The following is a 13,036-nucleotide window of genomic DNA, read 5'->3' on the forward strand; positions in this document are numbered from 1 at the left end:
TTCTCGCTGTGCTTGAGTCTCAAGCTCTTAAATACTAATTAGATAGTCAGGGGGTTTAAGCCATTATCGGCGTTTAGCGAAGGAATGCCGCTATCCGGTTTTAGCAGAACTTTTTTCCAGTTTTTTACAATCTGAATCCCGTCATCACGCCACAGGAACCACCTTGTTTAATGAAATTCCAGTTTCAGCATTCAGTCAAACAACAATTCTCGATGTATTGGCACAGTTTTTGTTTATGGTACAAGTGGGGCCGCAAAGCGTATTAGCAGCAGTGGAACAAGTGAAAGGACATCTGACGCGATCGCAAAAAATCCAAATTTTAGAAGAACTAGATACAGAGACTCATAGCGGAATGCGATTACAAATATTGCGATCGCTCATGGGGATAAAATCAGCCCAGTCTATCCTGCAAACCTTAGAAGAACGCGGAGCCTTTAAACCACTCCCCGCCCATCAATGTGTGTAAGAAATATCAATCTTATCTCTGCGTGAAATAAAAACGAATATGGAAAAAACTATTCATCGCAAATTACAAATTAACCACACCCGCAACAAACAGCAAGACCATACTGCTTTAATGGATGAAGCAGTTAGCAATTTTCGCTATGAAGATTGTCAAAGCGAGTATTGGAACCCAGAGGAATTTTCCCTACTATATGGTACACCTTTATGGGAACAGTCCAGCCAACATCAGCGTATAATTTTGAACCAACTTTACTGGGTAGCTTACTACTCACAAATTGTTTCTGCTGAAATTGCAACTATCTTTTTCAATCAAACCAGTGCAGCCGGACTTTACGCTCAAGAGGATTTTCGCTTAATCTGCGATACATTAGATTTGGAATTTTCTCAAGAGCGATCGCACATTAACGCCTTTCGCACAATTGCCAAACAGGTTGAGCAAGCGTTGTTTGGGGAACTTATCTTTACTTACCCCATGCGCGGCCCGTTTACGGAAACAATGGTTTATGCTGACACCAATGCCTTAAAAAGTTGGTGGAAAAAAATTCAACTTCAATACTTTGGGCTGATTTCTGCGAATAATACTTTTTTAGCTTGTCAGTATTTCACAGTCCGGGGAGTGCGAACACTAAATGGCAAGTTAGTACAGCACAAACTCAGCAATTATTATCAAAAACATCCCCATCCTGAAGTTGCTCCCATTCCTGCTAAAGTCTCTTATTATCACTTTTTGGATGAAAGTTTTCACTTCAACAGTTCGACAATTATATCTCACGATGTTGTCACTTGCCTTAAGCCACCGACTGCTTTTGAGCGACTGGTTGCTAATTTAGGATTGCTGGGATGTCAGCACGATCATTTTCATTTTTCTGCTGCCATAAACGGTATTTTCTGGTACGATCCGGCGCTGTATGGCAAGATTTATCGGGTGTTGCGATCGCCTATTTTTGAGATGAGTGATAGAGATGCTAAAGAAATGATGCGGCGTTGTTTTACGGAGGAGTCGGAAGGATTGCAGTGCAGTTTTTTAACTCATCAAGAGGCGATGAAATCTTATCAAGTGTATGTTGAGAAACTCGATTATCTTTGGCAACGTAATCGGGATATGTCACTGATGGCTACTAATTCAATTTCTCGATATTTGGCGACTCAACAAAGGGGTTTTCAAGGTTTTGAACAGCGAGATGATTTGTTTTTAGCTCACGCAGAGACGCAGAGGCGCAAAGAAGAATGGGAGAGTGTTGTTTAGGTAAAATTGTTGTGGATTATGGCTGACTACTGTAAAATATCGTTTCCGGGAAGTGATTTTGTTACTATCACTCTGGAATGTCATCAAAATTTGTCTGAACATCTCACGATTCAGAATTCACCTGTTTTGTTTGGTTGTCGGACTGGTATTTGTGGCACTTGTTTAGTTGAGGTTATTGGTGATATTCCTCCTCCTCAACCTGATGAACAGGAAATGCTGGAGACATTAGCAGCTAATCATCCTCATGCGCGGTTAGCTTGTCAGGTTGATGTTACAGAGAATGTTGAAATTCGTAAGAGAAGTAAAGGGTAAGATTGAGTTATTCACCGAAAGAGAGCCATGTAATTCGTGTGAGTATGTCATTAAGCAGTTTAGGCAAACTTTCCTGAATATTCAGTTAAATATATATCACGGAAACATTGCGTAAAGGAATCGGTATAAATGTCAATTCGCAATTTACCCGAACCACTTCAGCTTATTTTTAACGAGAATCAGCTTTCACCATGTTCAGATTTGGAAATAATTCAATTTGAACGACAAAAGCGTATGTTTCATTTTGTTAAAAGTCATGATACGTTTAGTGACTTTCTAGCAGTGGAAATAGACCTTTATTTCAAGTCTTCAATGTCTCTATTCAGTTAGATATTTACAGTATCAAATTAACAATCAGCTTTTCTCCTACCCAATATCGCACTTGTCAGTTTTATGAAATTTTGGCTTTAGTAGAATTAAACTAACCTAATTCCTACGATATGATTGTTATCAGACTTGCTCATCAGCTTGTGGATCAATGTTTGTAATCTTAATTCTACTTCTATCTTCTGAACAAATTTCAGGTTGTTGTTGACAAACCGTTTTCACTAAATCAAAATAGTCCTCAGAACAAAAGACAAATCGATTACTGTTGTATATTTGTAATCTATTGTAATGTTCAACATCTTCTAGAGTAAGTGGTAAAAGTTTGTTGTCTTGATTAGTGAATTTATGAAAGTGTTGTTTTTCCCGCATAATCAAAACAGCTTTATTATTGATAGGAAAAGCAATTTCAATCCCCTGAGAAGCAATACCACTAGAAGATAGATAAGGATGTCGAACAACTGGATGATCTGAGGTAAATAAAGGTTGTCCTGTGTCATTTACTCCGATTATCCAAATGTGGCTGTTGAAGATTTGTGCAGCTTGTTTATAATAATCAAGGATAAACTTGGCATGTATGACAGCCAAGCCGTCATCGTACATTGAAGATACAATAGATGTACATTCATCAAAAAGAAGAGATTCTATTCTAGAAACTAATTCTTTATCAAGATCAACGGAAGCTAATTCCTCAAACTGTTTAATTTGCTCAAGAATTGTGTCTTCTAAAATATGGTTTGTCAGAGGCTCTGTTACTTGACGCATCTCGACTATAAATTTGCGAAACTCTTTTGTTCTGAGAAATTGAATAGCAACTACGCAAGCTAAGTCTTGCCTTTGATCTTCCGTTAAAACGTTTATTGAGTAAATTATTGTTGACTGATTAGGAGTGAGTCTTAAGCGATAAATTCCATCTATCTTTTTTTGAAGATGTTGGAATAATCTACTTTGTTTCGTTTCCAAGCCTGAAAATATTTCCTCAATAATCTGTATATTTTTTGGTTGCGTTGCACTTTGAGAAAAATCGTAGAAGGCTCGTTCACTTGCAATGTTTTTTACATGGGTTGGAAAACTGCGTTGATTAGGCTTGTCGAAGACAAAAATTTGAGACCTATCAGGGCTAAAGTTTTTCAGATATGACTGAGGGACGTAGTGCTGATTGATAACTTTCGGCATTTTATTCATAAAAAATAGATTTGAGTACAATTGCAGCTACATCACTATAATTAATGAAAACTTTTTCCGCTATATGCTTCCCTCGAAACTCCCCACCATGCAATTTGCAGATTTCTGGTATATTGTCGCACTCAGCGAACAGTTACAACCTAATAAGGTATTACCACGAACCGTTTTAGGAGAATGGTTAGCGATATTTCGTGGTGAAGATGGACAACCCGTAGCTTTGCGCGATCGCTGTTTACACCGCAATAGCCGTCTATCAGTAGGTAAAGTTTGTGACGGTGCTTTACAATGTCCCTATCATGGTTGGGTATATGACGGGGTTGGGAATGTTATTGCTGTTCCAGCTGAAGGAAATGACTTCAAACCTTCCTCACAGCGTCGAGCCAAGTGTTACGCTACCAAAGAACAAGATGGCTATGTTTATGTGCGGTTAGCTGATACCCCAAGTGTTGATCTTGAACCCTTTTCTATGCCTCACTACGGACAAACAGGATGGGAGACGGTGCGGGTAATTAACCGTTTTGCTAACAATGTTACTAATTGTGCGGAGAACTTTATTGATATTCCCCATACGGCTTTTGTTCATCCTGGTGTTTTCCGTACTTCCCGTCAACAAAAGTTAGAGATGACTGTTGAACGCTGGAATGGTTCGGTTTTGGTGGAGTATCGCAACGAAAACAGTAATTTAGGATGGTACAGCCGTTTTCTCAATTTGCAGGGTGCAGAGATTAAACATAGCGATCACTTTTATATGCCAAATATTACCTCTGTGGAATATAAAATGGCACGAAACCGCCATTTGTTCATTACCAGTCAATCTATTCCAGAAACTGATAATTCCACTCTGGTTTACACCGACGTCACCTACAACTATGGTATCTGGAATAAATTAGCACGTCCTTTTGTGCGGTGGACTGCTCAACACATTATCCGCCAAGACGTGGAAATTTTGGGTATTCAGGGGGAAGCGATCGCTAAATACGGGACACAATTTTATAATACGCCTGCGGACACAATTCATATATTTGTAGAGTCAATTATGACAGCTATATCTCGTGGAGAAGATCCGCGTTTATTGCCAAATCAATCAGTAAAAGTTACATTTTGGGTTTAAGAATAATTCGTAATTAATCAACAATATCATGTCCTGATAATTAGTTATGATTCCCACAGTCATTGCACGCCACCCCTTCAGACGGTTCAGTTAAGGAAATTTATCTGTTAAGGCAGGCAGGAGGGGCAGGGGGAGAGTTAACAATTCAAAATTCAAAATTCAAAATTCAAACATTTTAGACATTTTCAGACGGAGATTTAACGACTGAAACTGATACTACGTATAGACGTAGGGGTCTTAAACCCTTTAATTTACGATAAAAAGCTTAACTGAACGGTATTGCCCCTTAATATCATGTCCGCATAATTTAGTTATGATTCCCACAGTCTTGCACCCCACCGCTTAATCCCCTCCCCGCTTGCGGGGCTACGGTGTACACACAAGAGAAAAACCCTCCAGATGATTGAAATATCCAAAAATCTGAAGAGTTGGTGTTTGATTTTCGCAATTTTGGTAAATTTTATTCTTTCCAAGCGAAACTAACTACTTGTTTCCAATTTGAAAATATTCGCTGTCACTCCCAGACTTTCTTCAAAAAGTGACTCGCGACCCCAGCGTTGTACTTGCTGACTCAGCAATGCTTCCGCCTTTTGTTCTGAAAGTGAAGTCACCTGTTGAAACAGACCAGCAGATTGAGCGCCGCCGTGAGTTTCCATGCGCATACAACCACCAGTTTCCGAGCAAATTACTGTACCACAGTCTGCCTTCGGATTGGTCGAACTCAGGCGCAAAGCAATCAAGTCACCAGCAATTTCACCCACATCAGCAAGAGGAACACCCGCTAATTCAGCTTCTACTTGCCGTTGGTCTTGGGCAATAAAGTTAATACGAGTGATATCATAATCTCCGGTTTCCTTTTGATAGGAAACTGGCTGCCATGCTAGACGACTTGCCAGCCAACCCAAAAATAATAATGCTTGTGCAGGGTTGCCTTTTTCGTAATCAATAGTTACTCGGTCAACTTCCCTAAGGGCAGCCCGACGGTGAGGTGAGTCGTACGCTTCAGCTGTCAACTCCTGCCATGATGCAAGGCGACGCCAGTTTAAATCAGCTAGGGGAACACCACTTTCCACCAATTCTTGTAGACGGAGTAAGTCACTTTCTGGCTCGTTAAAGCGGCAAGAATCCACAATAACATTGTTAGATACTGCTGCCAGCCGCTTGAATAGATTGTTATTGGGGTCTGGTGTTGCTTTCCACCAAAGAAACTTTGGTAAGCCGCCAATCAACAATGCTGGAATCATGCCCCCTATGCGTTCCAAGGCAGCAGCAGTTCCACTGAGAGTTATATACTCGCAGCAAATTAGTGTTCTTGACGATTGCTTTTGGATGGGGCAATAGGCAGAAACTTGAGCCTTGACCCCTTTATCTTCGCCAGTAATGGGAAACAGTGCAATAATGCGGCAGGGGTTGCGGAGGGCGATTTCATCGGCAATTCTGGGGCTTGGAGCATTTAAACTGGGAAGATCAACAGAACCATTATCCCCCGCAGCTCCGTTTCCTTGACGTTTGATGAATTCTTCTCTCAAGATAGCCAGGGTTTCAGGTGTTGCTATTCCAGTCTCTGGCAGTGCATATTTTATTTGCACTTGCCGCAGTGCAGCTTTCATCTGAGGCCCTAAAATCCCGTCAAGCGGACCGTTGTAAAATCCCAAAGTGGCCAAAAGATACTGGGTTTCTTCCGGTTCGTAAACCACTAAGGTAAATGTAGTGGCCCGAGTAGCAGCAGGAAGGCCACCGTTTTCGCCAGTAATGCCGTAGCTTTGCCAAATTTGATTCAGTTCCGCATCTAATTCGTCAAGTGAAATATCTTTTGGTGCCTGAAGTGAAAAAATTGTAGAAGCTTGGGGAGCCATAGGAAATTTTGGATTTTGGATTTTGGATTTTGGATTTTGTCATTTGTCATTTGTCATTTGTTTTTACTAGTGACTAATGAACGCCACTTGCTTCAACGGGGGGAACCCCCGCAACGCAGTGGCTCCTAATGACAAATGACTAATATTTACAGTCTGCGCCAGCGACGGCCATCCTGGTTAATTAAGAATTCTGCTTCTGCTGGTTCCCAAGTACCGGCTTCGTACTGGGGAATAGTAGTTGGGTCGGCGGGTGCATCCCAAACAGAAAGGGCTGGTGTTACTACTTGCCAAGCTGCTTCTACTTCGTCCGCCCTTGTGAACAATGTTTGATCGCCCATCATACAATCAAGAAATAGGCGATCGTAGGCATCGGATGTTGCTTGGATGCCAAAGGAACCATAACTAAAGTCCATGTCAACGGAACGGGTACGAAATTCTGCCCCCGGCATTTTGACATCAAAACGCACGGAAATTCCTTCATTTGGCTGAATCCGCATCGTCAAAATGTTGGCGTTTGTCTGTTGGGCGGCAGATTGAAACATCCGAGACGGAACTTCGCGGAAGTGGATGGAAATCTCACTGACTTTTTTCGGCATCCGCTTACCAGTACGCAGGTAGAAGGGAACACCTTGCCAGCGCCAATTGTCTACCAAAAACTTCATCGCTACATAGGTGGGCGTTGTCGAGTTGGTATTAACGCCTGGTTCTGCCCGATACCCTGGCACTGCTTGACCCTTCATCCAGCCAGCACTGTACTGACCACGCACTGCTGAACGTGATAGATTCTGCACATCCGCTAAACGAGTAGCTTGGAGTGCCTTCACTTTTTCTGTGCGGATGCTGTCGGCATCCATAGCGTTGGGTGCTTCCATAGCCGTTAGGCAGTAAAGTTGCATTAAGTGGTTTTGCAACATATCCCTTAATGCGCCGACGCTTTCATAGTAACCAGCCCGGTCTTCCACGCCTACGGTTTCTGCCACGGTAATTTGCACGTGGTCAACAAATTGACGATTCCACAACGGCTCAAAAATCGCATTGGCAAAGCGAAACACCAGCAAATTCTGGACTGTTTCTTTACCCAAGTAGTGGTCAATGCGGTAAACTTGGTTTTCTTTACAAAATTTCTGTACCACTTGGTTAAGACTCTGGGCAGAAGCCAAGTCGCGACCAAAGGGTTTTTCAATTACTAGACGATGTTTGTAGGGATCTTCTAGCATCCCGGCGCTTCCTAGCTGCTTAATCGCTTCAGGAAAGAATGAGGGGGCAACCGAGAGGTAAAACATTCGATTCCCTCGTGTGCCCCGTTTTTCGTCTAATTCACTCAATAAGTTTTTTAGTTTCTGGTAGCCTTCGGGGTTGTCTATATCCCCAGGACTGTAGAACAGACCTTGAGAGAAGTCTTGCCAGAGTTCTCCTAAATCGACATCAGCATGTGCTTCTTCCATGCCCTTTTGCATTTGTTCACGGAAGTACTCGTGGCTCCATTCTCTACGTGCTACACCGACAATGGTTGTTTCTGGTGGAATACGCCGTTCTCGCCGCAATTTGTAAAGTGCTGGCACTAGTTTGCGCCAAGTGAGATCGCCAGAAGCGCCAAAAATGACTATAATCTGGGGTTCGGGCATCCCTTGTTGTTGCAGACCAACGCGCAAGGGATTTTCTAGCAGACTAACCATAACAATTTTGGATTTTAGATTTTGGATTTTGGATTTTGAGATTGGGTATGGGGGATGGGGGATGGGGCATGAGTTATTTTCCTTGTCCCCCTTGTCCCCTTATCCCCAATACCCAGTCCCTACACTGGTGACAATACCTTGATCTTTTCTTCTAAAGAGTTCATCAAGGACTGGAAGGGCTGGATAAACTTGTCAATACCATCGGCTAACAGTTCATCCATTACGGTATCGAGATCGATGTTGATGTCGGGATCTTTGAGGTTTTCGATCAGCGTGTAAGCATTTTCTACATCCGTTTCTAAGCGATCGCCTACGTTACAATGATCGGCACAAGCTTTAATCGTCGCTGGTGGTACGGTGTTGACGGTATCACGGCCAACCAACTCTTCGATATACATTACGTCTCTGTAGTTGGGGTCTTTGGTGCTAGTGCTGGCCCAAAGTAGCCGCTGTACTGTGGCCCCTTTTTCTACCAAGGCTTTCCAACGATCGCTCTCGATAATTTTCTTGTATTCTTGGTACGCAATCTTAGCGTTAGCGATCGCTACTTTCCCTTTAACAGCCAAGAGCTTTGCTTCTACAGCAATATCATCGACGCCTTTTTTCAACTTAGCATCAATCTTGCCGTCAATGTTGCTATCAATCCGGCTGAGGAAGAAGCTAGCGACTGAAGCAATTTTACTGATGTCCTTACCTTCAGCTACCCGTTTTTCTAAGCCCCGAATATAAGCCCAAGCTGTGTTGATGTAGCTTTCTACACAAAACAGCAGCGTAACATTAACATTTATCCCTTCGGCTATTACCTGCTCCACTGCTGGCAAACCAGGTTCTGTACCAGGAATTTTAATCATCAAATTTTCCCGACCAACTTCTTGGAAATAGCGTCGGGCTTCGCTTATTGTTGCTTCAGTATCATGGGCAATGGTTGGTGGTACTTCAATACTCACATAACCATCTAGTCTATTCGAGGCTTCATAAACAGGGCGTAAAATATCACAAGCATTACGGATATCTGCAAAAACCAGGGATTCGTAAATTTTGTATATCGGTAGGCCAGCCCGAACTCCGGCTTCGATATCACCATCATAAATAGCGTTACCTGCGATCGCTTTTTCAAAGATGGCTGGGTTAGAAGTAATCCCAGAGATCCCTTGATTTTCCACCTGGTCTTTGAGTTCACCTGATTGAATAATGTCACGGGTCAAATTATCCATCCAGATACTTTGACCGTATTGGTTAATTTCTAGTAGATGATTGGTAGACATAGCTCTAATTTGTTTCACTCCTGTATAGTGATGTTTCTAAATAAGTTGGCAAAATCCATCAAAATTTGATGCTTACTTTGAATTGTGGCGTTGCCAATCACTTATTGCATCGGCCAGCTGAGATAATCTTTAATACATCTTCAAGAAGTGCTATTCTGCATTCCCAATCCTAAATCACCATGATTAACTTTTAATTAATGCCAGATGCTAGACGCATCCTCGATCCTTTTATTACCGTCTTCTAGTGCAGCATGGCAAAAATAACTATCCAGATGAAAAAGTTTAAAAAGCTTTATTTTGCTCCTGCATTGTGCCTTTTTACACTCATAAAGGTCAGCAGAAATAAACTTACCATTTCATTACAGCCAGAAAGCCGAAAATTAAAGCATGAGTGACTTTTGAACGCCAGTTGCTTCAAGTCGGGGAACCCGCCCAACGCACTGGCTCCTTTTGACTTTTGCCTTGCGGCACTAGTGTCCGTTTTGAATAAAAGACTCCACCTTTGCGACATCCTCTTTGCTACCAATAATTAAAGGCGTACGCTGATGCAATTTTTTTGGCACCACATCCAAGATATTTACCAGTCCTGTAGTAGCACGTCCACCAGCTTGCTCAATTAAAAAGGCCAGAGGAGCCGTTTCATAAAGTAAGCGCAATTTTCCTTCTGGGTTTTGAATTGTACCTGGGTAAAGAAACACGCCGCCTTGAACTAAAATTCTATGGATGTCGCTTACCATTGCGCCGCTATAACGAGCGCTGTAGCCTTCTGTGCGATGAACGTAACGAATGTATTCTCGAATCGATTCTTCCCACTGCCAGAAGTTACCCTCGTTCACGCTGTAAACAGAACCGTGCTTAGGAATGCGGATATTCTCTTCTGTGAGAATAAACTCTCCTAAGCTGGGATCAAGGACAAAGGAATGAACGCCCTTACCTATAGTATAAACCAACATTGTGCAGGGCCCATACAGGATGTATCCGGCAGCGAGTTGCTTGCGTCCGTTGGTGAGCAGGTCAGTTGCCTTACCATCGCTATCAGTTCCTTCTTGCTGGCGAATGGCGAAAATGGAACCTAAGCTGAGATTATTATCAGTGTTGGATGAGCCATCAATTGGGTCATACAGTAGGGTATAGCGGCCAATCGGGCAATTTTCCGGGATGTAGTAGGGATTTTCCATTTCCTCAGACGCGAGGCGACAGACTAAGCCGCTTTGCTTAAACACGGAGATAAATACATCATTGGCATAAACATCCATCTTTTTGACAGATTCGCCTTGGACATTCACTTCCCCAGTAAATCCCAGAACGCCTTCCATTAAACCAGCGCGACTCATGCGACGAGCAACCAGTTTCCCAGCCAGGGCGATGCGATTCATTAGCGCACTTAAATCCTGTGCATCTGGCGAAAAACTCTGAAGTTGTTGGAGGACATGACGGGATAAGGTTGTACAGTCACGATCTAAAGCTCTGTCTGTAACATCGTAGGTAGATAAGTCTAAAGATTCTGGCGCTTTAGCCATTTTTATGTTCTCCGCAGCCACTAGCTGTTAATTGGGTTTTAGTCATCTATAGCAACTTATAGTTGCTGCTTCTATCTTAGAAAGGTAATTTGATAACTTAGATGCGACTTTAGATAAACTAAAGAAATGAATCTTTTGTGACCCCTGCAACCAGAGCCTAGTACCGCAAGGCGGAAGTCAAAAGGAGCCAGTGCGCCCTTGCGGTTAAGAGACTTGTACCCCTTCTCCTTCGGAGACGCTAGCGCGAACGGGGAAGCAAGCTACGCGCAGCGTCTCTCCTGGGGAGAAGCAACTGGCTCTCAAAAATCAAAAGTTAAAAAGCTTTCATTTTGGGCTTTCTGCCTGTAATGAAATCGTAGGTTTATTTCTGCCGCGTTGTACTAGTTACTTTGACTTAACACGACTTTCTCAAGAGGACGGGTATGCCTACACATCCTATCAACAAACTAAAATCCCCACATTTGCGGCAGGGACTATAGGTTTACTCTGAAACATTAATACGAAACTACTATCAGATTTGCTTAAGGCAATCAATCTCCGTGGCTAACTAAGTACAATTTTGCGTAAAAGCGTAGCGTTTTTAATGCAAGGTAATGCATTAACATTGTATCGGGATGCAATGGCATTGCAGAGGGACGTATTGGCATTGCAGAGGGACGCATTAACATTGTATTGGGATGCAATGGCATTGCAGGGGCACGCATTGGCATTGCAGAGGGACGCATTAACATTGTATTGGGATGCAATGGCATTGCAGGGGCACGCATTGGCATTGCAGAGGGACGCATTAACATTGTATTGGGATGCAATGGCATTGCAGGGGCACGCATTGGCATTGCAAGGTATTGCCAAATTTAATTCGTTACAAATTAATGAAATGCTGTACTAAGATACTTTTGGTTGCTGCCATAGAATGAGTTTTAATTCAGAGCAGTAGTAAGCTTGATCGCTAATTTGGTGTTCGTGGTCAGCTATCCAATCATAAATTTGTGTAGCTTTTGCTAATGCCACTTTTTCTGAACGATAAAGCTGAGGAGTAGGACAGTAGGCTTGGCCATTGATGTGTATAGCTGCAATCTGCCAATAATCGCTCTCTGGGACAACTTCTAAAAACCCGTTACTGTAAGGCTGGATTATTCCTATATTCATCTACAACCATCAAACTTTCTAAGATTGGTCACAATAAAGCCGATCCAACCAATTCTTCTGAGTCAAAGCTGGAATCACCAGGGAATGCAGTCGCAACCCCTGCTAATGATTTTGGGTTCGTAGTCAATGGAAATCTGAATTATTGGTCACTTTTTTGGCTTGATTCCGTTATTGGCAGCAACAATAGCATAAGGGACTGGTCGGCGCGGGTGCATTGTGATTGCCCAAACTCAGAGTGTAGCTGCATAGATAATAATCTGTAGAGCGAATTGTTAACTCTCAGTACTCACTCGAAATAACTGAACAAAAGGAGTAAATTTATCATGTCCCGTCTGCTAAGAGTGTTCCGGCAGCGATTCTTGCGGAGTATCGCTTTTACAATACTCTTAACTTTGATTAGTAGTTTAATACTTCCTGGGGCTACTTGGGCGGCTTCTAGCTTGGGAGTTGATAATGGTCATCTTAGTTCTTGCCTGGCTTCAAACAACTGTGTTGTCAGTCAAAACGCAGATGAAAAACACGCCATCGACCCGATTCGTTATCATGTAGACCGCAATGCAGCTAGAGAAATCTTACTAAAAGTTCTCAGCGTTGTTCCCCGTACAGAAATTGTAGAACAAACAGATAATTACATCCACGCTCTTTCTAAAAGCCGCATCTTCAAATTTGTTGATGATGTAGAATTTTATTTACCTGCTAATGAGTCAGTAATTCATCTGCGATCGGCATCTCGCGTGGGAGAGTCGGATCTCGGTGTCAACCGCAGGCGAAGCGAGCAAATTCGTCTGGCTCTACGCGATTTAAACATCTGATGCCGCTACTTGTTCTCATTTAACTGATAGAGATGCGATGGTAATACCATTTAAAAATTTATACTTAGTGGAAAAATGTCAGACTATCTGCAATGATTGTGCTTTCCATACCTTA

The 13,036-nt window shown here is 42.5% G+C and carries 13 protein-coding genes; 7 read left to right on the forward strand and 6 right to left on the reverse strand.

Translation table 11 applies throughout. The annotated features are described in order from the left end of the window. Nucleotides 1–163: 163 nt before the first annotated feature. From HWQ58_RS34355 to HWQ58_RS38655, 4 genes are read left to right on the forward strand one after another with little or no spacing between them, the layout of a single operon-like run. Nucleotides 164–466 (forward strand): hypothetical protein, encoded by a 303-nt coding sequence (locus tag HWQ58_RS34355; protein ID WP_292872745.1) that lies wholly within the window; start codon nucleotides 164–166, stop codon nucleotides 464–466. 39 nt (nucleotides 467–505) lie between these two features. Further along, the gene (locus HWQ58_RS34360) at nucleotides 506–1,711 is read left to right on the forward strand and encodes a P-aminobenzoate N-oxygenase AurF (protein WP_292872747.1); all 1,206 of its coding nucleotides are present in this window, start codon (nucleotides 506–508) and stop codon (nucleotides 1,709–1,711) included. Nucleotides 1,712–1,729: 18 nt separating this feature from the next. Continuing rightward, nucleotides 1,730–2,023 (forward strand): 2Fe-2S iron-sulfur cluster-binding protein, encoded by a 294-nt coding sequence (locus HWQ58_RS34365; protein WP_292872749.1) that lies wholly within the window; start codon nucleotides 1,730–1,732, stop codon nucleotides 2,021–2,023. After that, entirely contained in the window at nucleotides 1,992–2,138 is a 147-nt protein-coding gene (locus tag HWQ58_RS38655) for a deaminase domain-containing protein (protein ID WP_366839146.1), read from the forward strand. The genes HWQ58_RS34365 and HWQ58_RS38655 overlap by 32 nt, the downstream gene beginning before the upstream one ends. A gap of 335 nt (nucleotides 2,139–2,473) precedes the next feature. On the opposite strand, the gene HWQ58_RS34370 is transcribed toward HWQ58_RS38655, so the two are convergent. Continuing rightward, entirely contained in the window at nucleotides 2,474–3,532 is a 1,059-nt protein-coding gene (locus tag HWQ58_RS34370) for a DUF4238 domain-containing protein (protein WP_292872751.1), read from the reverse strand. A gap of 88 nt (nucleotides 3,533–3,620) precedes the next feature. Between HWQ58_RS34370 and HWQ58_RS34375 the strand changes: the two genes are divergently transcribed. Beyond that, nucleotides 3,621–4,643, forward strand: coding sequence for an aromatic ring-hydroxylating dioxygenase subunit alpha (locus tag HWQ58_RS34375; RefSeq protein WP_292872753.1), 1,023 nt, complete (start codon nucleotides 3,621–3,623; stop codon nucleotides 4,641–4,643). Nucleotides 4,644–5,122: 479 nt separating this feature from the next. On the opposite strand, the gene opcA is transcribed toward HWQ58_RS34375, so the two are convergent. The 4 genes from opcA to fbp all read right to left on the reverse strand — a co-directional run bounded on the left by opcA (nucleotide 5,123) and on the right by fbp (nucleotide 10,960). After that, on the reverse strand, nucleotides 5,123–6,499 hold the full coding sequence (gene opcA / locus HWQ58_RS34380) for a glucose-6-phosphate dehydrogenase assembly protein OpcA (RefSeq protein WP_292872755.1): 1,377 nt from the start codon (nucleotides 6,497–6,499) through the stop codon (nucleotides 5,123–5,125). Between the two features lie 146 nt (nucleotides 6,500–6,645). Continuing rightward, complete coding sequence (zwf, locus tag HWQ58_RS34385; RefSeq protein ID WP_292872757.1) at nucleotides 6,646–8,175, reverse strand: glucose-6-phosphate dehydrogenase; 1,530 nt, start codon at nucleotides 8,173–8,175, stop codon at nucleotides 6,646–6,648. A 119-nt stretch (nucleotides 8,176–8,294) separates the two neighbouring features. Next, the gene (gene tal / locus HWQ58_RS34390; protein WP_292872832.1) at nucleotides 8,295–9,440 is read right to left on the reverse strand and encodes a transaldolase; all 1,146 of its coding nucleotides are present in this window, start codon (nucleotides 9,438–9,440) and stop codon (nucleotides 8,295–8,297) included. 470 nt (nucleotides 9,441–9,910) lie between these two features. Then, nucleotides 9,911–10,960: a class 1 fructose-bisphosphatase gene (fbp, locus tag HWQ58_RS34395; protein WP_292872759.1), complete on the reverse strand. Its 1,050-nt coding sequence runs from the start codon at nucleotides 10,958–10,960 to the stop codon at nucleotides 9,911–9,913. Nucleotides 10,961–11,519: 559 nt separating this feature from the next. Here fbp and HWQ58_RS34400 point away from each other — a divergent pair. After that, the gene (locus HWQ58_RS34400) at nucleotides 11,520–11,849 is read left to right on the forward strand and encodes a hypothetical protein (RefSeq protein WP_292872761.1); all 330 of its coding nucleotides are present in this window, start codon (nucleotides 11,520–11,522) and stop codon (nucleotides 11,847–11,849) included. Here HWQ58_RS34400 and HWQ58_RS34405 read toward each other — a convergent pair. Then, nucleotides 11,846–12,109 (reverse strand): hypothetical protein, encoded by a 264-nt coding sequence (locus HWQ58_RS34405; protein ID WP_292872763.1) that lies wholly within the window; start codon nucleotides 12,107–12,109, stop codon nucleotides 11,846–11,848. The genes HWQ58_RS34400 and HWQ58_RS34405 overlap by 4 nt on opposite strands. 323 nt (nucleotides 12,110–12,432) lie before the next feature. Here HWQ58_RS34405 and HWQ58_RS34410 point away from each other — a divergent pair, with 323 nt between their 5' ends. Further along, a complete protein-coding gene (locus tag HWQ58_RS34410) occupies nucleotides 12,433–12,921 on the forward strand; it encodes a DUF1499 domain-containing protein (RefSeq protein ID WP_292872765.1) in 489 nt (162 codons plus the stop codon). Nucleotides 12,922–13,036 lie beyond the last annotated feature (115 nt).

It is taken from the genome of Nostoc sp. LPT (genome assembly GCF_017115165.1).
In the GTDB taxonomy this organism is placed as follows: Bacteria; Cyanobacteriota; Cyanobacteriia; order Cyanobacteriales; family Nostocaceae; genus Nostoc.